Origin of the sequence: Acinetobacter johnsonii CIP 64.6 (assembly GCF_000368045.1) — a bacterium.
Classification (GTDB): Bacteria; Pseudomonadota; Gammaproteobacteria; order Pseudomonadales; family Moraxellaceae; genus Acinetobacter; species Acinetobacter johnsonii.
Genome location: NZ_KB849236.1, coordinates 727,731 through 752,403, shown reverse-complemented (window position 1 = coordinate 752,403; position 24,673 = coordinate 727,731). Strand labels below are relative to the sequence as shown.

Genomic DNA, 24,673 nt, shown 5'->3' with positions numbered 1-24,673 from the left:
CGTCGCCTTTCCATGACCCTGTAGTAGTAATTAGGGTGCGTCAAGCAACAGTTTATATTGATAGCCAAGCGCTGCAATATAATTTAAACCGTGTCAAACAACTTGCCCCAAACGCGAAAATCGTCAGCATGGTCAAAGCCAATGCTTATGGACACGGAGTCAAAGACTGTTTAGCAGCCTTAAGTGAAACCGATGCCTTTGGCGTCGCCTGTTTAGAAGAAGCACTGGAAATTCGTGCACTCGGCTTTAAACAACCGATTACACTGATTGAAGGTGTTTTCTCAGCAGATGAAATGCAAACCGTCATTGAGCAAAATATCGAGTGTGTGGTTCATCAGCAACAGCAAGTCGATTGGTTGATCGCACATAAAACCGCATATATCGCACAAAAGCTCAAAGTCTGGGTCAAACTCAACAGCGGTATGAACCGTTTAGGCTTTAAAGTTGCCGAAATCATTGATGTCATCGACTCATTGAAAGCAGAAGGCTTTACATGTGTACTGGCAATGCACTTTGCCAATGCCGATGCGGATCACCCACTCAATGAGCAGCAACGTGCGCAATTTCTACACATCAAAGAAGCGTGCTCACCGATTCTAGCCTCATGTTGTAACTCAGCTGCTATTTTTAAATGGCCTGAACTTCATTTTGATTTTGTTCGTCCTGGCATCATGCTTTACGGTGCATCACCTTTTGCCGATAAAAATGCACACGACTTAGACTTAAAGCCAGTTATGACCTTCACGGCGGAAATTATTGCATTAAATACCATTCAAGCAGGTGAAGGTGTCGGCTATGGTTCACATTTTGTCGCAAACCAAGAAACTGAACTGGCCATTGTTTCGATTGGTTATGGAGATGGCTATCCACGTGCATTTTCAAAGCAAAACTATGTTGCTATAAATGGTCAGGCAGTAGCTGTTGTGGGCCGAGTAGCAATGGACATGATTGCGATCGATGTGACGGGTTTAAATGCCGGCCTCGGTACAAAAGTTGAGCTCTGGGGTGAAAATCGCTTAGTTGACGATGTTGCGGAAGCCAATGGAACCATTGGTTATGAGCTACTTTGCCGGTTAAGCAATCGCCCTACACGTAAGCAATGTCTTGTCCTGAAATAGATTGACAGTATTCCACTTCAAACCGAGTTAAGCAATTAGCTCGGTTTTAGTTTGCTCATACATCTGATTCGGGGTGTTCATATTTAAACTTAAATGTGGTCTATAGCAATTATAAATCATGATAGATTCCGTAATTAAGTGATCTAACTCCTTCATGGTTTGACATCGTGTAGTTAAAAACTCCTGCTTTAATATTCCATTAATCCGCTCTGCTAATGCATTTTGATATGAGAAACACTGTTTCGCAAGGTATCCATCTGTCATGGAAGGACATATCCCATAATGGCGCAATGCCGATTGATATAGCTCAGAGCAATACTGAGAGCCTCTGTCTGAATGATGAATCATCCTAGTCGCTCGATCCGTCACATGCTGCATCGCCATATGTAGAGCCTGCATAACATTCTCCGCACGCATATCATTCGATAACTTATAACCTTTAATCTGACGGGTATAAGCATCTGTCACCAATGATAAATAATGTACGCCTTCAGCACTCTCAACATAAGTAATATCACTAACAAAGACTTCGTTGGCTTGCACTGCTGAATAATCCTTTAATAAATTTGGATGCTTCTTCATCCAATGCTTGCTATCCGTAGTTTTTGTATAGCGACGCTTGGGGCGAATCAATAAATTATGCTCTTTCAATATTTTAAATAACTGATCCCGTCCACACTTTAAACCACGCTGCAACAATTTGCCTTTAATAAGCCAATACAACTTACGTGTTCCGATACTTGGCATGAGACAACGATATTCCATAACCAACTCAAGTATTTGTTCAGTTGCTTGTGCAGTCATTTGAGCACGTTTTTCTGCTTGATAATAAGCTTGTCGGGTGATTCCCAACCACTGACAATAACGTGAAACGCTTAGTCCTCTTTGGCTTTGCCAATCTTTGAAACGTGCTCGGTATACTTTTTTCCAAGATCAGTCCCACATTCTTTATCAATGTGATAAATCACATCCTGAATAAATTCAGTTTTAAGCTTTTCTGCGGCTAACTGCTTTTCTAATTGGCGGATTCGTTGTTGGGGTGTTAATTGGCGTTTAGAAGAAGGCGGCATATTCGAAGTCCAGTCCTGTTGTCCGTGCTTGCGTAACCATACCAGCACAGTTGATCTTCCTTGAATACCATATTTTGCCTGAGCTTGTTTATAAGTAATTTGCCCTTTTTCTACTTCATGTACAACCATCATTTTAAAGGCAAAGCTATAATCACCTTGTGTACGTTTAACTCTTTGTTCTCGTTCATGTTCCATAAAATAAGCCTCTTAAAGGTGTAAACTTATTTCAGGACGGGACAGCAGTTCCAATAAAAAAGCCCAAACATCTGTTTGGGCTTTTTTCAACACAAACTCTCATCAGACTGGGCATCGTAAAGGTCTTGTAACAACTGATCAATTTGTTGTTGACTCATACTCTGCGGTTCAAATGTTGCAAAACCCATCTCACGCATTTTGGTATGTACGCTACTCATACGTTGCACATACTTCATGCCCCAAGCTCTAAAATGTGCCGCGTGAATCGTTTTCGCCTCAAAGACTTTAATATCTTTATGTCTAGGGTCTTTCAATAATTTCGACATTAATAATTCTAAAGCAGCTTCACCCCCTTCTAAGCACTGGAAATAATGCTGATCAGCATAATAAAGAACGCCTGAAATATTATGTACTGTATTAAAATCACATGCTTCGCTTAAAATGTCCCGAACATCTTGAAGAAGCTGTACATGATCCGAAGTTGAAGTACTTGCATAGCAAATTTGCCGCATAGACTTCCCCAATTGATTGATTTCATTATTTTTAGCATCTAACACGTTTATACTAAATAGTCATCCGTCGGCTTTGCCAATTCTTGCAATCCTTTTCTTAAGGTATCTGACCATTGCTTACTAATGCTTGAAAAATACGGATCTTCTTCATCAATCCGCTTACCCACTGGAATATGTAAACTATCTCTTGTATACACCAAAGCATCTAAGGGCAAACCGACAGAAACATTGGAACGCAAGGTTGAATCAAAAGAAATCAAACTACACTTCACCGCTTCATCTAAGGGCATGTCATACCGTAATGCACGATCTAGAATTGGCTTTCCATATTTACTTTCACCAATTTGAAAATACGGCGTATCTTTGGTCGCACAAATAAAATTCCCCTGCGGATAAATATTATAAAGTTGCATTTCTGCCCCTTTAATTTGTCCACCGACCAATAAGCTACAGTAGTAATTACTTTGTTCTTGCGTGTCTGGTGCCATATCCGCCAAGACTTTTTTCAAAGTATGCCCGACCAACTCAGCCGCTTCGAACATGGTATTGACACTATATAAATTCGGTTCTTGGCTTAGCTCCAGATGATTTTTTAAATGCCCAATCACGGCTTGGGTCGTTGCTAAATTTCCTGAGGTTTGAATCGCAATAAAGCGTTCACCCTCTACACCAAAGGTATACAGTTTCCTAAACACGGATATATGGTCTACACCTGCATTCGTACGCGTATCACTTATAAAAACCAAACCATCTTGCAGACGAAGTGCACAACAATAGGTCATAGAACATCCTTTTTCAGCTAAACCTTAACAACTTAAAACTTGTACCATGGAATGCATCGATTCCACCCCACCTTTTTCACGTACGCCACGAACGGGAGCCACATCCCAATAATCGCGCCCAATAGCTACATAGATATGTGACTGTGGTTTGAACAATTGATTACTGGTATCAAAACAATACCATGCATCATCAATATACACCTCGGCCCACGCGTGACTGGCGAGGTGTGAAGTTTCAGGCACATGCAAATACCCCGATACATAACGTACCGGTAAGCCAAGATGCTTACACATGGCAATAAAAACATGACTATGGTCCTGACATACGCCTTGCTGCCCATTGAATGCATCGATTGCCGAAGTGAGTACCGAGGTTTCAGCAGGTACATAAGGAATATGCGCTAAAACTGCTTCTGACAGTTTCATCAAATTTTCCCGATTCAGCTCAGGCACATACTGATGTGCAAATGCCTTCATTTCGGCATTGCACTGAGTATTGGGCGTCGGTTGTAAAAATAAATTGGGATTCAGACGATCTTGGATGCCATGTTCTGCCAAGCTATTAATTTCAACAATGCCCTGTGCCATTATGGTCAGCTGTTGATACGCTTCACGTTGCGAACTGGTAATCCAAATATTTTGGAAGGCATCCCGTTTTTCTTCTCGCTCTCCTGGCACACTCACATGCCAGTGACATACCTTTTGGTGTGAATTATTCGTAGGTGTCATTTTGATATATTGAATGCTTTTCAGCGCCAATTCACTATATTGATAATGCGTTTGATGATTGATCATAAGTTTCATACATCAACCTCAAACAATTGTTGAATATAATCACTAAAATGATAAAAATTCATCGCATCAGGTTGCGATTTGAGCTCTAGCCAAGCTTGTGCCAAATTTAGCCAGCCCATTTCTTTTAATAAGATGACGATGTTTTCTATTTCAACTAAAGTATTTTGTGCATCTTGTTTTAGGCGAATTTGACGGTCAAGCTGCTCAATCATTTGCCCCAAACTAAAGAATAAAAAGACATCACTGGCTTCAGACTCAAGTACATCCTGACACTCTCCAACCACATCACAAATATAGGCGGTGTTTTCAGTGGCATTTTTGATAAATTGATTCAGTTCCGCGTAGGCCTTTGCAGATAAAATCCCGCGCAAGTCTTGTACATTACTCTTAGCGCTTTGAAATTGCTGGTTAAATGAAGCAGGATTATTTGGGTTTAAAATCAGCTCATTCAGTGAGCACGCATCAAAAGCAGGCAAGCAAAATGCATGCGCATAATCCATTGCAGGCTGGTCTTGGGTAAAAGGAAACTGAGCACACAAATATTGAGTACGTGTTAAATAACGCCCTAACCAAAAAATATTTTCAGCATTGGTGCTTAATAAAATCATAGTTCTACCCTCATATTTGTTTATTTTATGAATGTAAGTTTTCCACGACCCAAGTGTCTTTAATTCCTCCTCCTTGGGATGAGTTGACCACCAACGAACCTTCTTTCATCGCAACACGTGTTAAACCACCAGGGACAATTTCGGTACGATACGGTGAACTGAGCACAAACGGTCTAAGGTCAATATGACGCTCAGAAACACCCGATTCAGTCATGGTTGGACTGACTGAAAGCTCTAAAGTGGGCTGGGCAATATATAAATGCGGCGTCGCCATGAGCTTATCTCTAAATTGCTCAATTTGGCTTTTACAAGCTTGCGGTCCAATCAGCATACCATACCCACCCGAACCTTGCGCCTCTTTGACCACTAACTGCTCAAGGTTCTCCAGTACATAAGCTAAATCTTGCTTGTCACGGCATTGATATGTCGGAACATTTTTTAAGATAGGTTTTTCACCTAAATAGAACTGAATCATTTTATCGACATAAGGATAAATCGACTTATCATCCGCAACCCCTGTGCCTGGTGCATTCGCAATAACCACGTTATGACTCAAATAAGCCGACATCAACCCTGCGACACCTAAAGTGCTATTCGGCATAAAGCACAGTGGGTCAAGGTATGCATCATCCAAACGTCGGTAAATTACATCTACTCGTTGACGGCCACGAATGGTTTTGACATAGACTTTATCATGCTCCACAAACAAATCGCGCGATGTCACCAAAGGCACATCCATTTCACGGGCTAAAAAAGCATGTTCATAATAGGCACTATTAAAACGTCCCGGTGTCAACACCACGATGAAAGGCTGATCGACATAAGCATTTTCAGCCAAGATTTGTTTGAGTAATTGTGGGTATTGTTCTATGCCTAAAATATGGTTCTTCTGCATCAAATCAGGCATAAGTTTTTCACTAATCTTACGACTTTCAAGCATATAAGACACGCCCGACGGCGTTCTTAAATTATCTTCAAGTACATAAAACTCACCCTGCCCATCACGGATAATATCAATTCCACTAATTTGGCTATAAATCTGACCTTTTAAACGGTGCTCATACATATGCGGTTGATAAGCTTCATGCGTCAAAACTTGCAGTTCTGGAATAATTTTAGCTTTGAGAATGTCTTGTTGATGGTAAATATCATGTAAAAATAGATTTAAAGCCCGCACACGTTGTGCAGAGCCAAGGGAGATTTTATTCCATTGTTGTTTAGCGATCACACGTGGAATTAAATCGTAAGGAATGGTGCGCTCAATGCCCTCAGATTCACCATATACAGTAAACGTAATACCTTCATATAAAAAATGCTGTTTGGCAATTTGGTTCAGTTCTTCGAGTTCTTCTACACTATGCTGTGACAACCAGTGCTCAATACGCGCACAAGCCTCACCAGACATCGCTTGGTCATCTGTCATTTCATTAAAGAAATTCGAGGTCATTTGATGAAACAATCCAACAGGCTGGCTCGATAGACGATCATGAGAGTGAATCGGATTTAATACAGGAGAGTTAAGCTTATATCCGTCCAACATCGTATTTACATTTGTATCTTTATCTTCTTTAAACATACAAACCTCTCAATTGTTATCGATATGTAACCCATACGTAGCAATATCTATGCCATGGATTTCTAAAGATGCTTTGTTTATTAATCGATAAAAAACACATTGCTTCAATTCTATTTCGCATTAAGTTGTGTCAAAAAATATAACTGAAAAATTTCAAGCAAAGCTTGCTTAAACGAATGAGTTTTCTTATTGTGTTCACATTCAAGTAAGTAATTTCGACTCCTAAATTTTATTAAACTATGTCTATACAAGAAAAAGAAACGTCCAATAGTCTCTATCGCCAATGGCAAATTTTGTCTCGCCTTTCCACTGGAAAATGGATGGGCACTCGAGAGCTGCAAGAGATTTTACAACGTGAAGGTATCGACATTACTTTGCGAACTATTCAACGTGATTTAAACCAAATCTCTCAACGCTTCCCAATTGAAAACAATGGGGCTGTGCCTCAAGGTTGGCGTTGGCGTTCTGATGCTCCAATTCAAAGCTTACCGCACATGACCAGCTCTCAAGCGGTGACATTTATGATGGTTGAAGAACACCTTAAACATCTTCTTCCTCCAAGCTTAATTGAAGAAATGAACCCATGGTTTGACTTAGCACGTCGTAGTCTCTCTACCCAAAACAATGTACGCCAATGGATTAACCGTGTACGCATTGTGCCTGCGACACAACCGCTGATTCCCCCGATTGTGGAAAAAACAGCGCAGCAAGCCATCTATGAAGGGCTGCTCCAAGACAAACAGCTGGAATGCGTTTATCAAGGCTTAAACCAAGCGGTTGAAGCAAAAACCTATACGCTCAATCCACTCGCACTGGTTCAAAAAGGTGCAATTATTTATCTGATTTGTACCCGCCACGACAAAACTGATATTCAAACCTTTGCACTGCACCGTTTCAAATCAGCGACGGTTTTAAACACTCGTGCCTTACACCCAGTCAATTTTGATATCGATGAATACATCGAATCGGGTGCATTAGGTTTCCGTGTAGACTTTTCAAAACCTACAGAAACCGTTGCACTTACCCTGACTATGACTGAAATAGATGCACTGTATTTGGAAGAAACCAAACTCAGTACCAATCAGGTTTTAGAACCGCTTGGAAATGGGCAAATCTTGGTTGATGCTACCGTACCTTTTACCAATCAACTGGTGTGGTGGTTACGTAGTTTTGGTCATAAAATTAGTCACATTGAACCTAAAGAGGTTCGTGATGCAGTTAATCAGACCATCACCGACTAAAATAAAAAAAGCCCCAAGTATTCGGGGCTTTACAGTCTTTTTGGTATTAGATATTTGAATTGCTTGGGTTTGTCGTTTTCATTGCTCATCTTGGTTTAATGCCTCCCCTAAACCAAGATAAGTACGCTGTTTTTGGTGATTGATACAAACTAGCATTGGCATGCAAGCTCTCCACTGTTAAAACGGATCGATTTCATCGTCATGGTGTTGACCTCATGTTAAGAACGTAAAATCAATTTAAAAGATGGCGATACTTTTGTGAAATAACATGATTGGCTATTTTTATCTGTTTTTATCTTAAACAACTCTTATGCTTTGTTTATCTGCCAAAACAAAAAACAGACCTTATGATCAAATCATACTCAAAATTGATTCACTAAAATTAAGCTATAAAAAACCTATGATAATGCGGTTTTTTTTAAGAGAAAAATCAGTGTTAATTTGATTTAAATTCCATATAATAAAAAAATTATATTTTTTAATAAGTTATAAAATGAGTTTTTCAGTTAAAGATATTGCCAAAACTTTAAAAGATAATAAAAAACAAGGTTTACCTGTCATTATTTTCACAGGTGCAGGCTGTTCCAAAAGTGCAGGAATGCCTTTAGCGAATGAACTTGTAGCCGAAATTAATAAAAAATTCAAAAGCAATCTTAGAGGTGGTCCCACTTGTTTGAACAACTAAAAGCGTATTTATAAGTGATATTCCGCTCTAGTTAAGCCACCTTGTTTTGTTGGGGTAGCTGATCATAGTAAAACTCATTTGGTGTCAATTTGTCTAGACTCGAATGAGGTCGTTTCAAATTATAAAACTCAAAATATGCACTCAATTGCTTTTTCGCATCTGTGACACTGCTATAAGCTTTGAGATACACCTCTTCATATTTAACGCTCCGCCATAATCGTTCAACCATCACATTATCAATCCATCGACCTTTACCATCCATACTGATTTGAATGCCATTTGATTTCAATACATCAATAAATGCATCACTGGTGAACTGACTGCCTTGGTCTGTATTAAATATTTCAGGTGATCCATATTTTTCAATTGCTTCATTTAAAGCCGAAATACAAAAATCCACCTCCATACTAATCGATACCCTATGCGCAAGTACCTTGCGGCTATGCCAATCAATCACAGCACATAAATAAACAAAGCCTTTTGCCATAGGGATATACGTTATATCCGTAGACCACACTTGATTACTGCGCAGAATAGCCAACCCTTTGAGCAGATATGGATATTTACGGTGAGCTTGATTAGCCTGGCTTAAATTTGGTTTGCAATATAACGCCTGAATACCCATTTTCTTCATTAAAGTACGTGTATGACGTCGTCCTATATGATGCCCTTGACGATTCAACAAATCACGCATCATACGACTGCCTGCAAAAGGATATTGCATATGTAATTCATCAATACATCGCATCAGTTTCAGATCTGATGAGCTAACAGGTTTTGGGCGATAATAATAACAACCACGAGAGACTTTCAGTAACTTAGCCTGTTTAGATACTGAAATCTGAAGTGAGTGATCGATTAACTTTTGTGGTTGAAGCGGCCCAGTTTCTTCAACACACCTTCTAAAAAATCAATTTCTAATGCCTGCTCACCGATTTTTGCATGTAACTTTTTAAGATCAATGGGGGGTTCTGATGGAGCTTTTGATTGATCGAAAGCTTGCGAGGAAGCTGAAATCAGTTGATTTTTCCAGTCAATAATTTGGTTTTGATGAACATCAAACTCAGAACTCAATTCAGCAAGTGTTTTTTCTGCTTTGATCGCAGCAAGTGCTACCTTAGCTTTAAAGTCGTTTGAATGATTTCTTCTTGGTCTACGTGCCATAAAATACTCCATATATTGATGTTTATAACATCATTTGAGGAGCTGAATATCACTTATAGGAGTTGTTCAAATTTCCGGATCCATCTCTCTTAGAGCATTAACAACTGATACTCAGAAAAAAGATTATGGTTCATGTATGGGGAAGCTTACCCCACATGAACAAAAAACTCTGATAGAAAAACACATTTCAAAAGCAAAAATCAATTGGGCACATATCGCTTTAGCCAGTCTTTTGAAGGAAGGCTATATTGGTAAAGTTCTAACTTTCAATTTTGATAATATTCTTAATCGTGCATGTAGCTTAGATAATTTTTTCCCACCAACTTATGATCTGAAAGTTCTCTCAGAAGAATACTTTTCTGCTATTCCCAATCAATCTATTGTGCACCTTCATGGACAATGGAGTGGATTTCAACTTGCAAACTCAGATGCTGATACCTCATCTCAAGCTAACAAATTAAAAAACTATATTAAAAATACAATTAATACTTCACCAACTTTATTCATCGGATATAGTGGCGGAGCTGATGCTTTTTTTAAGTTAGTTGAAGAAAATTTTATTGGACAACATCGTTTATTTTGGGTGGATTATGCTAAAGAGCCCAATAACAATGTTCAGAAATTCATTGATGCAAATCCTAACCATAGAAACTTTATAGCTGAGCAAGATGCCGATAAGTTCCTTTTAGAATTAGCAATTGAATTAAAATGCTTTCCTACAGCACTTTTTAAAGATCCAATCAAACATCTGAAAGTCATTTGTGAATATGTGAATAATTTCCCTTTAAATACATTCGAAAGTGACATTGATGTACTAGAAGATACAAAAAAGACTTTGGCTATTGCAGATGCCAACAAACCTATTATTACAACAATTAAATTAGGAGAACTTTTACACGCCAAAAAATTTGAATCAATATTAAATCAAGTTAAAAATCTTGATCTTAGTCTTAAACCCATTTCTAAAATAGTTGCATCTGCCCATCTAGGTAAGGCTTTAAATTTTTTGACCAAAGATGATGATCAATTTCAAATAAGCTTTGATGAAGCTATCAAATTGGAACCAAATTTTTATCAAGCATATATAGAGGTGGCTTTTTTTGCTCTGCAATTTAAAACTTATAAATATGATAAAAAATCATGTGATTTTTTTGAAGAGGCCTTCAAGTTAAAAACTAATATTAAAGAAAGTGAGTTTTTCGAAGGTTATGCAATAGCACTTACCAGATTAGCTAAACATGAAGATAATGAAATTATTTTTCATAAGGCTCTGACAAAATACCAAAAAGCTATAGCAATCGATCCTAATCGAGCAGTTTTATTAGGAAATTATTCTTCCAGCCTCAGTTCTCTAGCATCAAGAAAAAAAGATGTGGATTTATTTGAACAAGCGTTAGATATCAGCAAAAAATCTATAGATTTAAAGCCTGATAGTGATGCTTTATTAGGAAATTATGCCGATATTTTAGCATCTTATGGAGAGTGTATAAGTAATGAAAATATGATTGATGAATCATTACTTCTTTACCAAAAAGCTCTTAAAATAAATCCTGAAAATCTCATTATAAAAGGTAATTATAATGTAACAACAACAAGATTAGCAGCAGCCAAAAGAGATGAAAAATTATTTTATGAATCAATTGTATTATTAAAAGATCATTTAATGGATGCTAATAGTAGAGATTATAATCTAGCTTGTTTATATGCTCTTTATAATGATCCCATTAATAGTAAAGAATTACTTCTAAAGGCGGAAAAACTTAATGCATTACCATCAAAATCATACCAGCATCTCCACAAAGATACTGATTTAGACAATGTTCGAAATGAACAATGGTTTATTGAACTAATGGAACGACTTAAGTCAAAAGAAGAGCAATAAAAACAACAGTAGAAATAAAAAAGCCCGCATAAAGCGGACTTTTTCAATAACTTTCAAATATTAAGCAGATTTTTTCGCTTGTGCATTTTTACGGATCGTAATCATGATCAATTGCACTGCTGCAGGTGTTACCCCCGGAATACGATTTGCTTGAGCCAATGTCTCAGGACGTACATCTTTCAATTTTAAAGTAATTTCACGAGATAACCCTGAAACGACATCATAATTAAAATCGGCTGGAATTTTGGTTTCTTCCAAACGCTTCATTTGCGCAACGTCTTCATGCTGACGGTTAATATAACCTGCATATTTCACCGCGATTTCAATTTGATCGCCCACTTGTGCAGACACTTCTGAACCTGTGAGCTCCGCAATTTGAGCAAATGAAATATTCGGACGTTTTAACAAATCAATCGCAGAGCATTCTTTCGATAAATCTGCACCCGTCATTTCGACAAACTTTTTGCCCATTGGGTTGTTTGGTGCCGCCCAAAGGTGTTGTAAGCGACCTGTTTCCAGTTCAACCGCTTCCATTTTTTCACAGTAAGCTGCCCAACGCTCATCATCCACCAAACCCATTTCACGACCCACTGGCGTTAAACGTTGATCCGCATTGTCTTCTCGTAGCATCAAACGATATTCGGCTCGTGAAGTAAACATACGGTACGGTTCTTTCGTACCGAGCGTAATCAAGTCATCCACCAATACGCCCATATAGGCTTCATCACGTTTTGGTGTCCATTGCTCTTGATCCCACGCACGACGCGCAGCATTTAAGCCTGCTAGTAGACCTTGTGCACCCGCCTCTTCATAACCTGTCGTACCATTGATTTGACCGGCAAAGTACAAGTTATTGATGGCTTTGGTTTCTAAAGTAAACTTCAATGCTTGCGGGTTGAAATAATCGTATTCAATAGCATAGCCCGGACGTAAAATGTGCGCATTTTCCATCCCGCGAATTGAACGAACCAATTCAAACTGCACATCAAACGGAAGTGAAGTTGAAATACCATTTGGATAAAGCTCATGTGTATCTAAACCTTCAGGCTCTAAGAACACTTGATGTGAGTCTTTATCGGCAAAGCGGTGAATTTTGTCTTCAATAGATGGGCAGTAACGTGGGCCCACGCCTTCAATGACACCAGTGTACATCGGAGAACGATCTAAACCACCACGGATGATGTCATGGGTTTTTTCATTGGTATGTGTGATATAACAATTCACTTGTTCAGGGTGCATAGATGCATCACCCATGAATGACATAGTCGGTGATGGGAAATCACCCGGCTGTGGAATCATCACAGAAAAATTAACTGAACGCGCATCAATACGTGGTGGCGTACCTGTCTTTAAACGACCCACTGGCAAATTCAATTCACGTAAACGGTGTGCCAGTGAAATTGAAGGTGGATCACCTGCACGGCCGCCGCTTGATTTTTCAAGACCCACGTGGATTATACCACCTAAGAATGTTCCTGCGGTGAGTACAACTGTTTTCGCATCAAAGCGAATACCCGTTTGAGTTACAACACCTTTTACGGTATCACCCTCAACAATCAGGTCGTCTGCGGCTTGTTGGAAAATATCGAGATTTGCTTGGTTTTCTAAAGTGTCACGAATCGCGGCTTTATAGCGAATACGGTCTGCCTGTGCACGAGTTGCACGAACGGCTGCACCTTTACGTGAGTTTAGGATACGGAATTGAATACCACCTTTATCGGCAGCCAATGCCATTGCACCGCCTAAGGCATCAATTTCACGCACCAAATGCGATTTACCAATACCACCAATTGCTGGATTACAGCTCATCTGCCCTAAAGTCTCAATATTATGAGTTAAGAGTAAAGTCTGTCGCCCCATACGTGCCGCAGCCAATGCTGCTTCTGTACCTGCGTGACCGCCGCCGATAACAATGACATCGTAAACTTTAGGATAATGCATAGTGGTAAAGGAGATTAAAAAATGATAACGAAAGATTATAGCAAATTTTCGATTGTAAGTTGACAGATTCCGTGGAATTTATTGTATATGCGGTGCTGTGCTGACTGCGCCAGCACTAGGTTTATGTAATTTTACTTGCAGAGCAGTAGCAAAAACTCAACAAAGGATGCGTTTTGTTACCTGAAAAGCCTTGCATTAATTTGATCATTTTTTATCCTATAAGTTGATCATACAACAACCAAAGGTAAGCATTATGAATAAGAAGATTCTTTTTTCATCCATTCTCTGCGGTTTATTTTTTTCGCCTTTTGTATCAGCCAACGACAAAGTTGAAAAGGTCTATGATAGTCAACGTTATCAACAAGTCTGTAAAGGCAAGTCACAAGGAACAGCGGTTAGTTTTGCCTATCGAGGCATTATTTGGAATGGTACCTGTGAACCTCAATTTTTCCCAAGCTCAAAAAATGCCAATATTCATGGTGATGAAGCTGAGTTAGCCAGCATTTGCCAAGGCGACTCAAAAGCGACATCAATCAATATCGAAGGTAAAGAAATTAAAGGCAAATGTGCCCTTGGTTTTGTAGCACCTAAACCAAGAATGTAAGCAAAACAATTTAAAGTTCATGCTGTATTGAGGGTAAAAAATAGTCCATTTTTTACCCTTTTTTCGACCTTGTAAATTATTGAATTCTGTATACACTCAAAAACACAAAAGATAAAAACGAATAAAAAAGGTATTCCATGGATTCGGAATTGTTTACAGTTTTTTTGCCTTTGACTTTGGCATTAATGATGATGGGTCTTGGTTTACACCTACGCCCAGCTGATTTTTATCGCCTCACACTGCACCCCAAAGTCATTTTCATCGCGTTATTTTCACAGTTAGTGCTGCTAGTTGGCATTGCTTTCCTGATTTGCCAATTTTTAAATTTAGCGCCTATTTTCGCGATTGGTTTGATGCTCGTTGCAGCTTCACCAAGTGGGCCAACGTCAAACCTATTGACCTATTTATTTAAAGGTGATGTTGCGCTCAACATTACTCTTACAGCCACGAACTCCATCATTTCAACACTAACTCTCCCTTTTATTATTAATTTTTCACTGATGTACTTTCTACAAACATCACAACCCGTTGACATGCCCGCCATGAAAATGATGAAAGTTTTTTTCATCACTTTACTTCCAGTCAGTATGGGCATGTTTTTACGTTATTACTTTCCAAAACTTGCCGACAGATTAAATCGCCCAATGCGTATTTTGTCTGCAAGCTGTCTTCTTTTTATCTTTTTTCTCGCACTGTACTTAGAGCGACATAATTTTGTTGAATATGTGTTTGAGATTGGGCCAGCCGTAGCCTTATTCTGCTTTTGTAGTATGTTTATTGGTTTTTTTGTGCCACATCTTGCCAATATTCCAGAAAAACAAGCGTTGACCTGCTCCTTTGAGATCACCATTCACAACACCGCGCTTGCCATTACGGTTGCCCTGTCCGTCTTAGGCAACACCGCCATGGCCATTCCTGCCGGTATTTATTCTATTTTCATGTTTGTATTTGCTGCGTTATTGGGCCTATTAATCTCGCGAAGAAATGACCGTTTATTTTTGAAGAAAGAGACCGTAGCTGAATAAGTTCACGGTCATGATTTATATAATTTTAAGGAGAATATGCACCTATGGATTCAGGAATTATCACTATTATGTTACCCCTAGCTCTTGCCATCATCATGATTGGCTTGGGCTTAGAGTTAACTCCGAAGGATTTTGCACGCGTCAGCAAGCATCCCAAAGCAGTATTGGTTGCTTTATTTTGTCAGTTGGTACTTCTTGTTGGGATTGCCTTTGTAATTTGCATAGTACTCAACTTACCGCCACTGCTTGCCGTCGGCTTAATGCTCTTAGCGGCTTCCCCAGGTGGGAGCACGGCAAATTTATTTAGCTATTTGTTTAAAGGTGATATTGCGCTCAATATTACTTTAACCGCGATTAACTCCGTTATTGCAGCGTTTACCTTACCGCTAATTGTCAATTTTGCCATTCAATACTTTATGCAGGATGGACAACACGTCAGTATGCAGTTTAGTAAAATCTTACAGGTTTTCGCTATTATTCTTATCCCCGTCTGTATTGGTATGTTGATTCGCCACTATGCACCCTCTTTTACCAAGAGGCTGAATAAACCATTGCGTATTTTTTCTGTTGTATTTTTGGTCTTAATCATTGTTGGAGCAATAGCCAAAGAACGCGCACATATTCTGGAATATCTGACTCAGGTCGGTTTAGCCACAGTCATTTTCTGTATTTGCAGTTTAATGATCGGTTATTTTGTACCAAGACTACTGGGGATCAATAGTGCTCAAGCTCGGGCCTGTGCCTTTGAAATTGGCATTCATAACAGCACCCTTGCCATGACCATTGCACTTACCGTGATGGCCAGTACCACCATTGCCATGCCCGCAGCGGTCTATTCTATTTTTATGTATATCTTTGCAGCCATCTTTGGGACATTACTCAACCGTTATGCTCCATCGGTTCAAACCAGTACAGAACAAGCCTAGAACAGATGTAGATCTAAGGATGCTTCGGCATCCTTTTTTATTTTGAGGAATGCTGTCGAACTGCCCCCCGTTCCGCTACAATATTTATTTATACATAAATATTAGGTTATTCCTGTGAAGTGGTTACAAATTCATATTACGGTTGATCAAGCGCAAGTCGATTTTACTGAAACCCTTTTAGAATCTTTGGGTGCAGTCAGTGTCACATTAGATGATGCAGAAAACCAAGACTTACTTGAACCACTTCCAGGTGAAACGCCACTTTGGAATAAAGTCATTGTGACGGGTATCTATGCGCAAGAAGACGACGAAGAAATTGATGTCAATGCATTAGAAACTTTTATTCGCACTCAAATGCCTGATGCACCGATGCGTAGCGAATTTCTTGAAGACCAAGAATGGGAACGCACATGGATGGATGCCTACGAACCAATTCAAATTGCTGACAAATACTGGATCGTTCCTGAATGGATGGAAGCACCAGAACCAGATGCAGTCAACATTAAACTTGATCCAGGCTTAGCGTTTGGCACGGGGAACCATGCCTCTACTTTTCTTTGCCTGCAGTGGTTAGGTAAAACTGATGTTAAAGATAAAATCGTGATCGACTATGGTTGCGGTTCAGGTATTTTAGGTGTTGCTGCTCTACTTCTAGGTGCAAAAAAAGTCTATGCCACAGATATTGATCCACAAGCAATTTTAGCCACTGAACAAAATGCGGCGCTCAATGGCGTGGCTGAGAACCTTTATGTCGGCTTACCAGATGAGTTTAATTTAGAGCTTGCTGACCAAAAAGCAGATGTCTTTGTTGCAAATATTTTGGCAGGCCCGCTCATGATGTTAGCGCCTGAATTCGCAACTTTAGTCAAATCTGAGGGAGAGTTCGCACTTGCAGGTGTAATTGAAGAGCAAGTTTCTGATGTTTCTAGTGTTTATTCTGAGTTTTTTGATATATTAGAGGTCGAGAAACGTGATGAAAACTGGTGCCGAATCTCGGGTAAACGCCACACCCTTTAAATGAACCCTTAATACACTATGAGCGACAAACAAACCTCTTGCCCTAAATGCCTAACCATCTACAAAGTAAGTGTTGCGCAACTCACTGTTGCGCAAGGTATGGTTTGTTGCCCAAAGTGTTCGATGACCTTTAATGCGCTCTCGCATTTAACCACGGGTCATACTGTTGACACAGGTGAGGAAAGATCGTCGAATCAGAATGACATGAGCATGTCTTCAAATTCAGCATTTTCCTCTCCTCGTGTAGACAGCATTCATTTTGATTTATCACAATCTGCTGCGCTTTCAATGTCGACATCAAATTTGCTTGATATTTTCAACCTGAAAGTTGAGCACTCCAACATTGACCTCAAAACTTATTTAAACAATTTAAACTATTTTAGTACCGACCCGATTGGTAACTATCCTGCCATGAATTTGGCAGACAACAATCCAGCGAAACCACAAAAAAGCCCGATGTACTATATGCTTTGGGGTATGATTAACTTCAGCTTATTGGCATTATTGTGTTTCCAATACTTATGGTTTAACCCACATATCCTCAATAATAGCCCCGCATTAGGTGCAACCTATAATAAAATTTGTCTCGTACTGAACTGTAGCAGCCTACAAGAACGTTACAGTCTGATCAGCATTAATAAATTAAAAGTAAAACGTCTCGATGCACAGAAAACTCAATTTTCAGGTGAACTGATCAATTATCATGACACCAGTCTTCCCCTACCAGATCTTAAGGTCATTTTAAAAGTGGATGGTGAAGTCGATTCAACCTATCAACTACATGCAAATGAATATTTGATTGATAGCCTGGTTGGAATTAAACGAATTCCTAAAAATAGTCCATTCAAATTCAAATTTAGCCTGCCAGTAAGTCGTAAAAGCTTCAATCATTACAGTTTAGAAATAGTCCAGCCCTAAAATTTAAAAAAAATGTAAAAAAAGTGAAAAAAAATGCAGTTTTCTTGCTCACTTTTTCTTAGACAATGGTATGATACGCGCCACAAAAGCTTAGTGCTGCAATCTCCTCAGTCTTTTAATACAAATAGAACATCAGCAAAAATGCGCGTTATCAAAATATCGCGTATTGAGCAGATTTTTTTGTTTAAAAAAGGTCGGTAACAAATATTTAACTATTGTTACGCTTATATTTCGACCAACTTGGCGATATTGTGGCATGCTAAATGTACAGTTTTAGAACTAGTCGTTTTAGGATCTAAAACGAAGTTCATTTTAATTTTAGACCACTTTATATATGTCACTTTACCCAAGTGATATTTAGATTTTTCGGATTACTTCGCATGAATAGCAAATCTCCTATTTTTACTGCACAGTCTGATGTCGCTCTTCGTATTCACGTAGATCGCGCAGTTCGCCACTATTTTGCACAACTGCAAGGCGAGCAACCATCTCAGGTCTACGACATGGTGCTGGCAGAAATGGAGAAACCTCTTCTATCTGTAGTTTTAGAATATACCCGCGGCAACCAAACACGTGCTGCGGAGATTCTAGGACTTAACCGTGGAACTTTACGTAAAAAGTTGAAAGCTCACGGTTTAATGAGTGAATAAATGATAAAATGCTTGCGGCTTCCGCAGGCATTTTTTTTACCTGCTATTTTTGGCTTTTTGTTTTAATTCTTGATAACTGTGACGAAGATCATGACCATTAAACGCGCTTTAATCTCTGTTTCCGATAAAACTGGCATTGTTGAGTTCGCTCAAAACCTTGTTGCTCTAGGGGTAGAAATTTTATCTACTGGCGGTACATATAAGTTGTTAAAAGACAACAATATCGCTGTAGTCGAAGTTTCAGAGCATACTGGTTTCCCAGAAATGATGGATGGTCGTGTAAAAACGCTACACCCGAAAATTCATGGTGGTATCTTAGCTCGTCGCGGTCTAGACGAAGCTGTGATGGCTGAACACAATATCGATGCGATCGATCTTGTGGTTGTGAACCTTTATCCATTTGCTGCAACAGTCGCTAAACCAAACTGCTCACTTGCGGATGCGATTGAAAATATCGACATCGGCGGTCCAACTATGGTTCGCGCTGCGGCAAAAAACCATGCTTCTGTCGGTATTGTGGTCAATGCTACAGACTATGACACTGTTGTTGCTGAGCTAAAAGCAAATGGTGCTTTGTCTTACGAAACTCGTTTTGACTTAGCCGTTAAAGCATTTGAACATACAGCACAGTATGATGGCATGATTGCTTCTTACCTAGGCGCTCGCGTAGGCAAGGAAGAAGGTCAAGCAGACAAGTTTGCACGTACCTTCAATACACAATTAAATAAAGCTCAAGACTTGCGTTATGGTGAAAACCCGCATCAGTCAGCAGCATTCTATGTAGAAAGCACAGCAACTGAAGCCTCTGTTTCAACAGCGAAACAACTTCAAGGTAAAGAACTTTCTTATAACAACATTGCAGATACAGATGCCGCACTTGAATGTGTGAAATCATTTGCAAAACCTGCTTGTGTCATCGTTAAACACGCAAACCCATGTGGCGTTGCGGTGTCTTTAGATGGTATTCAAGCGGCATATGACTTGGCTTATGCGACAGATCCTGAATCAGCTTTTGGCGGCATCATTGCATTCAACCGTGAATTAGACGTTGCAACTGCACAAGCGATTGTTGACCGTCAGTTTGTTGAAGTTATCATTGCACCAAGCATTGCTAAAGGCGTACTTGAAGTCACTGGCGCGAAGAAAAATGTTCGTGTTCTCGTTTGTGGTGAATTACCTGCACTTGATGAGCGTACGCCACAATTGGACTATAAACGCGTCAATGGTGGTTTATTGGTTCAAGACCAAGACTTAGGCATGATCACTAAAGATGATCTAAAAGTCGTGACGAAACGCGCGCCAACGGATGCTGAAATTGATGACCTAATTTTTGCATGGAAAGTTGCAAAATATGTAAAATCAAATGCCATTGTTTATGCTAAAGGTCGTCAAACCATTGGTGTAGGCGCAGGTCAAATGAGCCGTGTTAACTCAGCGCGTATTGCTGCGATTAAAGCGGAGCACGCAGGCTTAGTGGTTGAAGGTGCTGTCATGGCATCTGATGCATTCTTCCCATTCCGCGATGGTATTGATAATGCAGCGAAAGCAGGTATTAAATGTATTATCCAACCGGGTGGTTCAATGCGTGATGAAGAAACCATTGCTGCTGCAGATGAAGCAGGTATTGCAATGGTCTTCACTGGCATGCGCCACTTCCGTCACTAAGTGATAGATGCAGACCGTAATGACAAAGTCATACATGTGGTTTAAAACAGATTTCTAAATCTTACATAAAGTCCTCTCCTTCTTAGGCTGAGGACTTTATGTCATTTCGATTCATGGAGTATGAACCGATGAACATTTTAGTTTTGGGTAATGGCGGTCGTGAACATGCATTGGCATGGAAAATCGCGCAAGATGAAAAAGTTGCAAAAGTTTTTGTTGCACCAGGTAATGCAGGAACTGCAACAGAAAACAAATGTGAAAATATTGCACTCAATATTTTAGACAATTCTGCAATTATCGACTTTGCAAAAAATAATGTAGTAGATTTGATTATTGTGGGTCCAGAAGCACCGCTTGTAAATGGTGTAGTGGATGCTTGCCGCGCGGCAGAGCTTCAAATTTGGGGCCCAACCCAGTTTGCTGCCCAGTTAGAAGGCTCAAAAGCCTTTGCTAAGCATTTCTTAAAACGCCACAACATTCCTACCGCGTTCTACGATGTATTTACTGAAGTCGATGCAGCGAAAGCATTTGTTGAAAAAAATGGCGCACCAATCGTGATCAAGGCGGACGGTCTGGCTGCTGGCAAAGGCGTTATCGTTGCAATGACAAATGAAGAAGCATTTGCAGCAATTGATGACATGCTTGCAGGCAACAAATTTGGTGACGCAGGTTCACGAGTTGTTATTGAAGAATTTCTTGCGGGTGAAGAAGCTTCTTTCATTTGTATGATCGATGGAAATAACATCCTGCCAATGGCAACTTCACAAGATCATAAGCGTATTTTTGAAGGTGACCAAGGTCCAAATACTGGTGGTATGGGTGCTTACTCTCCTGCTCCAGTGGTTACAGCTGAAGTATTTGATCGTGCAATGACTGAAATTATGCGTCCAACTGTGGAAGGCATGAAAAAAGATGGTCATGTTTACACAGGCTTCTTATATGCAGGCCTCATGATTGATGAACAAGGTCAACCTCGTGTAATCGAATTTAACTGTCGTTTTGGTGACCCTGAAACTCAACCGATTATGATGCGTTTAAAATCATCATTGGTCGATTTGGTTGAAGCTGGTATTGCAGGTAATCTTCCAGCAGAAGCTGAATGGGATGAACGCAAATCAATTGGTATTGTTCTTGCGGCAGCAGGCTACCCAGAAACTGTTCGTCAAGGTGACGTCATCTCTGGTCTTGGTCAATCTCCTGAAAACACAAAAATCTTCCATGCGGGCACTACAATGAGTGCCGACGGTCACATCTTGACTGCGGGTGGTCGTGTTTTATGTGTCACAGCTCTTGGCGATACCGTACTTGAAGCGCAAGTCAATGCTTTAGAAGTTTGTGGTCAAGTTACATTTACGGGTATGCAATATCGTACAGACATTGGTTATCGTGCTATTGCGCGTGAAAATGCTTAAAAACATTCATACCGTAAAAACCCGCTAAATGCGGGTTTTTTTATTGCAAACCGCTGCGAAGCTTTTTTAGCTGTCTCGGTGTTACACCAAACCAATTTTTACAAGCACGGCTTAATGCGGACTGCTCGGAAAAACCCTGTACAGAAGCGATTTGACTCATCGATGCTTTTGAGTCTGCTAAATATTGCAACAACAACTGTTGTCTGAGTTTATCTCGAATCTGCTCAAAGCTGGTCCCTTCTTCATCTAATTTACGTTGTAAGCTTCGAGGATGCATCGCGAGCATATTTGCAATATCTGTTTTATTGGCTTTTGGACCAGATAAATGAATGCGTATCGCATGTCGTACACGATCACTAAATGAACCTTGATGACTCCGAAAACTCCGCTCCAGATAACTATCGACAATTTCACGTAAGCCATGATCAATACTATCTAACCTGAGTTCGATATAAAAAAGAGTAGAAAAAAAGCCCTGAATTTATAACATATTGGTTCTCAATACAAAATGTTATAAAACAAGGCTTCTCGATGGATCATATTACCGAATTATTTTGTATTTTGGACGATTTCTGCAAAACATTTAATGAATCTTTAGAAAAAGCTTTAATTTCTGATCAAAAATCCAAGCTGAAAAAGTCAGCCTTGAGCTTGTCTGAAGCAATGACCATTGTCATTTTATTTCATCAATCCGGTTTTAGATTCTTCAAATATTTTTATTGCCAAATGATCGTTCCATTCTGGAAATCTGCTTTTACTAAACTGCTTAGCTACAACCGATTTATTGAAATCATGCCCCGTTGTTTGCAAGCTCTGAGTAGTTTCTTCCACCAGGTGAAAGGAAAAGATACGGGAATCAGTATCATTGACTCCACTAAATTGGTAGTTTGCCATAATCTTCGGATTAAAAGGCATCGTGTATTTAAAGGCTTAGCTGGTCGTGGTAAAAGTAGCACAGGTTGGTTTTATGGATTTAAAGTCCATATTGTTATCAACAACTTGGGTGAAATTATTAATCTCAAACTGACATCGGGAAATGTTCATGATGTTGCTATATTAGAATCTTTAACTCAAGAATTAAAAGGAATCCTACTCGGAGACAAAGGCTATTTGAGCAAAGCAAAAGCCGAAGCTTTAGCAGCAAGAGGACTGAAAATATTGACCCCATCACGTCGGAATATGAAAAATAAACCCATCCAAACTGAAGAAGAAAAACAATTACTTTGCAGAAGAGGATTGATCGAAACCGTGAATGATCAATTAAAAAATTTACATCAACTTGAACATTCACGTCATCGTTCGGTAAATAACTTCATGGTGAATATCATGGCTGCTGTAGTGGCTTATTGTTTGAATCCCAATAAGCCAACTTTCCAAAATATGCTAAAAGGCTAAGCAGATTTCGTCGAACTCAGGTTATCTAAAGTAATATTCAACATATCTTTGTGAAAATACAAAGCTGCATGCTGTTGATCTATCATGACTTCGGCATGAAAAAACCGTTTATACACATTTAAGGGCGCAATTGGACTGTGCGGTAGTGCAACTCGGAGCGGCTGATAACGCTCACCACTCAAATAACGTAGAACCCGATGACACACAGCAAGCCCCAGATCCATGGTTTGTCGTTTACTCAAAATATGCGTAGCGTCATGGAGCTGAATATCAAAAATAAGCTCTACAATATCCGAGCTGGGTTCAAATGCATCTGTGCTAACACGATCATTGATATATAAACGTAGTGCAGAACCATGTAAAAACAGTAAATCTGAACTGTATTTAATCACTTCATGAAGTTTCGATGCACTGTAAGATCAGCCCAAGTACACCCAAAATGCCAATATCTTGATACTGTGAGATCCGTAAACCTAAATCGGCACAGTTGGCCTGTTGCGCACTTTCTTCTAGAAGTTGGATTAGTGCTGTATGTGAAATCCATGCATTGTCATCTTGTAATTGTGCAAGTTGAATTCCATGCTTGGCAAACAACGGCATTGGGTCGATGCCCAAATGTTGCATTACCTCTAGATAGCCACGTAGCCCTGAACTATGCACCATATCCTCATGGATATTTCTCGGGTACTCAACTGCGATCGAATCATCCTGATTCATTTCCACAATCCCTGTCTCAATACGTCAAAAAATTGACTCATTACGTCAAGTTAGCATAAAAAAGCCACGGCAGAATAGCCCTATGAGCAATTTATTTGTTCATCAATTTTGCGCTTCAAACGGCTTTGTTGCACAAAGATTTGAAATGCAAAGCGCCCCTAATTGAGCTAAATTTAAGGCGTAACTTGGGTAAGTGGTCGACCTAATTCCGTAAATCTGTTAAGGACTGCTACACGTGCATGGATTTCATTCACTTGGCTATCAAAACTCCTTGCACTGAGTTTATCTCCTAATAATTTGATGCAATGCATCTTAGTTTCAACCAAATTTCGCCGATGATAGCCTGACCATTTTTTCCATAGTGTCCTGCCTAAACGTTTAATTGTTCTAAGTAATTCATTTCGTTCTAGCGAGCTACTCTTTGTATCTTTCCATTGTTTCGCATTTTTTCTAGGTGGAATCACCGCATGCCCTTGCCGATCTGCAATGACCTGACGGCATTGCTTGGTGTCATAAGCTCCATCGGTATAAACAGAGTTAATCTGCTCATCTTGTGGAATCTGATTAAGTAAATCACCAAGCACCTGTGAATCACTGACATTATTGGTTGTAAGCTGAACTGCTCGTATTTGTAGGGTTTTAGCATCTATACCAATATGAAGTTTACGCCATTGGCGACGATATTCAGGTCCATGTTTCTTGCGTTTCCATTCGCCCTCACCTAGAAACTTCATGCCTGTAGAGTCCATGAGTAGATGCAGCCCATCGCTACTTT

At 39.6% G+C, this 24,673-nt stretch carries 23 protein-coding genes and 1 pseudogene; 13 read left to right on the top strand and 11 right to left on the bottom strand.

Annotated features, from left to right (window positions below):
* Nucleotides 1-35 precede the first annotated feature (35 nt).
* Nucleotides 36-1,118: an alanine racemase gene (alr, locus tag F986_RS14770; protein WP_004696429.1), complete on the top strand. Its 1,083-nt coding sequence runs from the start codon at nucleotides 36-38 to the stop codon at nucleotides 1,116-1,118.
* Between the two features lie 27 nt (nucleotides 1,119-1,145).
* Here alr and F986_RS18095 read toward each other — a convergent pair.
* From F986_RS18095 to F986_RS14735, 6 genes are all read right to left on the bottom strand, one after another.
* Nucleotides 1,146-2,383 (bottom strand): IS3 family transposase gene (locus tag F986_RS18095; protein ID WP_115613876.1). Its coding sequence is split into 2 segments (ribosomal slippage): nucleotides 1,146-2,047 and nucleotides 2,047-2,383, totalling 1,239 coding nucleotides; the frame shifts between segments, so codons are not numbered across the junction.
* Nucleotides 2,384-2,469: 86 nt separating this feature from the next.
* The gene (locus F986_RS14755; RefSeq protein WP_004696426.1) at nucleotides 2,470-2,895 is read right to left on the bottom strand and encodes a BLUF domain-containing protein; all 426 of its coding nucleotides are present in this window, start codon (nucleotides 2,893-2,895) and stop codon (nucleotides 2,470-2,472) included.
* Nucleotides 2,896-2,942: 47 nt separating this feature from the next.
* A complete protein-coding gene (locus F986_RS14750; RefSeq protein WP_004696423.1) occupies nucleotides 2,943-3,677 on the bottom strand; it encodes a proteasome-type protease in 735 nt (244 codons plus the stop codon).
* A 24-nt stretch (nucleotides 3,678-3,701) separates the two neighbouring features.
* Nucleotides 3,702-4,481: a transglutaminase family protein gene (locus F986_RS14745; protein WP_004696421.1), complete on the bottom strand. Its 780-nt coding sequence runs from the start codon at nucleotides 4,479-4,481 to the stop codon at nucleotides 3,702-3,704.
* Complete coding sequence (locus F986_RS14740; RefSeq protein ID WP_004696419.1) at nucleotides 4,478-5,080, bottom strand: alpha-E domain-containing protein; 603 nt, start codon at nucleotides 5,078-5,080, stop codon at nucleotides 4,478-4,480. The genes F986_RS14745 and F986_RS14740 overlap by 4 nt, the downstream gene beginning before the upstream one ends.
* Nucleotides 5,081-5,105: 25 nt before the next feature.
* Nucleotides 5,106-6,656: a circularly permuted type 2 ATP-grasp protein gene (locus F986_RS14735; protein ID WP_004696412.1), complete on the bottom strand. Its 1,551-nt coding sequence runs from the start codon at nucleotides 6,654-6,656 to the stop codon at nucleotides 5,106-5,108.
* A gap of 239 nt (nucleotides 6,657-6,895) precedes the next feature.
* Here F986_RS14735 and F986_RS14730 point away from each other — a divergent pair, with 239 nt between their 5' ends.
* Both F986_RS14730 and F986_RS14725 read left to right on the top strand, forming a co-directional pair.
* Nucleotides 6,896-7,897: a helix-turn-helix transcriptional regulator gene (locus F986_RS14730; RefSeq protein WP_004696410.1), complete on the top strand. Its 1,002-nt coding sequence runs from the start codon at nucleotides 6,896-6,898 to the stop codon at nucleotides 7,895-7,897.
* A gap of 493 nt (nucleotides 7,898-8,390) precedes the next feature.
* Nucleotides 8,391-8,582: a hypothetical protein gene (locus F986_RS14725; RefSeq protein ID WP_004696408.1), complete on the top strand. Its 192-nt coding sequence runs from the start codon at nucleotides 8,391-8,393 to the stop codon at nucleotides 8,580-8,582.
* Between the two features lie 31 nt (nucleotides 8,583-8,613).
* Here the strand turns inward: F986_RS14725 and F986_RS18090 are convergent.
* Nucleotides 8,614-9,746, bottom strand: a protein-coding gene (locus F986_RS18090) for an IS3 family transposase (protein WP_227509860.1) whose coding sequence is annotated in 2 segments (ribosomal slippage) — nucleotides 8,614-9,494 and nucleotides 9,494-9,746 — 1,134 coding nt in all. Because the reading frame shifts where the segments join, the coding sequence is not laid out codon by codon here.
* A gap of 136 nt (nucleotides 9,747-9,882) precedes the next feature.
* On the opposite strand from F986_RS18090, the gene F986_RS14710 reads away from it, so the two are divergent.
* Complete coding sequence (locus F986_RS14710) at nucleotides 9,883-11,628, top strand: SIR2 family protein (RefSeq protein ID WP_004696405.1); 1,746 nt, start codon at nucleotides 9,883-9,885, stop codon at nucleotides 11,626-11,628.
* 60 nt (nucleotides 11,629-11,688) lie between these two features.
* On the opposite strand, the gene mnmG is transcribed toward F986_RS14710, so the two are convergent.
* Nucleotides 11,689-13,569, bottom strand: coding sequence for a tRNA uridine-5-carboxymethylaminomethyl(34) synthesis enzyme MnmG (gene mnmG / locus F986_RS14705; protein ID WP_004696403.1), 1,881 nt, complete (start codon nucleotides 13,567-13,569; stop codon nucleotides 11,689-11,691).
* Between the two features lie 253 nt (nucleotides 13,570-13,822).
* On the opposite strand from mnmG, the gene F986_RS14700 reads away from it, so the two are divergent.
* The 8 genes from F986_RS14700 (at nucleotide 13,823) to purD (ending at nucleotide 21,786) form a co-directional block, all read left to right on the top strand.
* Complete coding sequence (locus tag F986_RS14700; RefSeq protein WP_004696401.1) at nucleotides 13,823-14,173, top strand: hypothetical protein; 351 nt, start codon at nucleotides 13,823-13,825, stop codon at nucleotides 14,171-14,173.
* 137 nt (nucleotides 14,174-14,310) lie between these two features.
* Nucleotides 14,311-15,198, top strand: a complete 888-nt coding sequence (locus tag F986_RS14695) for a bile acid:sodium symporter family protein (RefSeq protein WP_004696397.1) — start codon at nucleotides 14,311-14,313, stop codon at nucleotides 15,196-15,198.
* A 44-nt stretch (nucleotides 15,199-15,242) separates the two neighbouring features.
* Complete coding sequence (locus F986_RS14690) at nucleotides 15,243-16,124, top strand: bile acid:sodium symporter family protein (protein WP_004696396.1); 882 nt, start codon at nucleotides 15,243-15,245, stop codon at nucleotides 16,122-16,124.
* A gap of 114 nt (nucleotides 16,125-16,238) precedes the next feature.
* A complete protein-coding gene (prmA, locus tag F986_RS14685) occupies nucleotides 16,239-17,141 on the top strand; it encodes a 50S ribosomal protein L11 methyltransferase (protein ID WP_004696394.1) in 903 nt (300 codons plus the stop codon).
* An 18-nt stretch (nucleotides 17,142-17,159) separates the two neighbouring features.
* Complete coding sequence (locus F986_RS14680) at nucleotides 17,160-18,059, top strand: DUF3426 domain-containing protein (RefSeq protein ID WP_004696393.1); 900 nt, start codon at nucleotides 17,160-17,162, stop codon at nucleotides 18,057-18,059.
* Nucleotides 18,060-18,439: 380 nt separating this feature from the next.
* Nucleotides 18,440-18,709, top strand: coding sequence for a DNA-binding transcriptional regulator Fis (fis, locus tag F986_RS14675; protein WP_001086304.1), 270 nt, complete (start codon nucleotides 18,440-18,442; stop codon nucleotides 18,707-18,709).
* Nucleotides 18,710-18,799: 90 nt separating this feature from the next.
* Nucleotides 18,800-20,374: a bifunctional phosphoribosylaminoimidazolecarboxamide formyltransferase/IMP cyclohydrolase gene (gene purH / locus F986_RS14670; protein WP_004696391.1), complete on the top strand. Its 1,575-nt coding sequence runs from the start codon at nucleotides 18,800-18,802 to the stop codon at nucleotides 20,372-20,374.
* A gap of 128 nt (nucleotides 20,375-20,502) precedes the next feature.
* Nucleotides 20,503-21,786 carry a phosphoribosylamine--glycine ligase gene (purD, locus tag F986_RS14665; protein WP_017397144.1) on the top strand — a complete coding sequence of 428 codons (1,284 nt, stop codon included), beginning with the start codon at nucleotides 20,503-20,505 and terminating at the stop codon, nucleotides 21,784-21,786.
* 40 nt (nucleotides 21,787-21,826) lie between these two features.
* On the opposite strand, the gene F986_RS18635 is transcribed toward purD, so the two are convergent.
* On the bottom strand, nucleotides 21,827-22,072 hold the full coding sequence (locus tag F986_RS18635; protein WP_004696387.1) for a helix-turn-helix domain-containing protein: 246 nt from the start codon (nucleotides 22,070-22,072) through the stop codon (nucleotides 21,827-21,829).
* A 245-nt stretch (nucleotides 22,073-22,317) separates the two neighbouring features.
* On the opposite strand from F986_RS18635, the gene F986_RS14655 reads away from it, so the two are divergent.
* Entirely contained in the window at nucleotides 22,318-23,181 is an 864-nt protein-coding gene (locus F986_RS14655; protein WP_004696385.1) for an IS982 family transposase, read from the top strand.
* Here the strand turns inward: F986_RS14655 and F986_RS18085 are convergent.
* Both F986_RS18085 and F986_RS14645 read right to left on the bottom strand, forming a co-directional pair.
* Nucleotides 23,178-23,781: pseudogene (locus tag F986_RS18085) on the bottom strand (AraC family transcriptional regulator ligand-binding domain-containing protein). The gene F986_RS14655 and the pseudogene F986_RS18085 overlap by 4 nt on opposite strands.
* A 290-nt stretch (nucleotides 23,782-24,071) precedes the next feature.
* Nucleotides 24,072-24,673 (bottom strand): IS5 family transposase (locus F986_RS14645; RefSeq protein ID WP_004696379.1); only part of this gene is annotated, 602 nt, incomplete at its 5' end.

Excerpts from the sequence above, each read along its gene's own strand:
- F986_RS14755 (WP_004696426.1), bottom strand. The coding sequence starts at position 2,895 with ATGCGGCAAATTTGCTATGCAAGTACTTCAACTTCGGATCATGTACAG.
- F986_RS14750 (WP_004696423.1), bottom strand. The coding sequence starts at position 3,677 with ATGACCTATTGTTGTGCACTTCGTCTGCAAGATGGTTTGGTTTTTATA.
- F986_RS14745 (WP_004696421.1), bottom strand. The coding sequence starts at position 4,481 with ATGAAACTTATGATCAATCATCAAACGCATTATCAATATAGTGAATTG.
- F986_RS14740 (WP_004696419.1), bottom strand. The coding sequence starts at position 5,080 with ATGATTTTATTAAGCACCAATGCTGAAAATATTTTTTGGTTAGGGCGT.
- F986_RS14735 (WP_004696412.1), bottom strand. The coding sequence starts at position 6,656 with ATGTTTAAAGAAGATAAAGATACAAATGTAAATACGATGTTGGACGGA.
- F986_RS14730 (WP_004696410.1), top strand. The coding sequence starts at position 6,896 with ATGTCTATACAAGAAAAAGAAACGTCCAATAGTCTCTATCGCCAATGG.
- F986_RS14725 (WP_004696408.1), top strand. The coding sequence starts at position 8,391 with ATGAGTTTTTCAGTTAAAGATATTGCCAAAACTTTAAAAGATAATAAA.
- F986_RS14710 (WP_004696405.1), top strand. The coding sequence starts at position 9,883 with ATGGGGAAGCTTACCCCACATGAACAAAAAACTCTGATAGAAAAACAC.
- mnmG (WP_004696403.1), bottom strand. The coding sequence starts at position 13,569 with ATGCATTATCCTAAAGTTTACGATGTCATTGTTATCGGCGGCGGTCAC.
- F986_RS14700 (WP_004696401.1), top strand. The coding sequence starts at position 13,823 with ATGAATAAGAAGATTCTTTTTTCATCCATTCTCTGCGGTTTATTTTTT.
- F986_RS14695 (WP_004696397.1), top strand. The coding sequence starts at position 14,311 with ATGGATTCGGAATTGTTTACAGTTTTTTTGCCTTTGACTTTGGCATTA.
- F986_RS14690 (WP_004696396.1), top strand. The coding sequence starts at position 15,243 with ATGGATTCAGGAATTATCACTATTATGTTACCCCTAGCTCTTGCCATC.
- F986_RS14680 (WP_004696393.1), top strand. The coding sequence starts at position 17,160 with ATGAGCGACAAACAAACCTCTTGCCCTAAATGCCTAACCATCTACAAA.
- fis (WP_001086304.1), top strand. The coding sequence starts at position 18,440 with ATGAATAGCAAATCTCCTATTTTTACTGCACAGTCTGATGTCGCTCTT.
- purH (WP_004696391.1), top strand. The coding sequence starts at position 18,800 with ATGACCATTAAACGCGCTTTAATCTCTGTTTCCGATAAAACTGGCATT.
- purD (WP_017397144.1), top strand. The coding sequence starts at position 20,503 with ATGAACATTTTAGTTTTGGGTAATGGCGGTCGTGAACATGCATTGGCA.
- F986_RS18635 (WP_004696387.1), bottom strand. The coding sequence starts at position 22,072 with ATGCTCGCGATGCATCCTCGAAGCTTACAACGTAAATTAGATGAAGAA.
- F986_RS14655 (WP_004696385.1), top strand. The coding sequence starts at position 22,318 with ATGGATCATATTACCGAATTATTTTGTATTTTGGACGATTTCTGCAAA.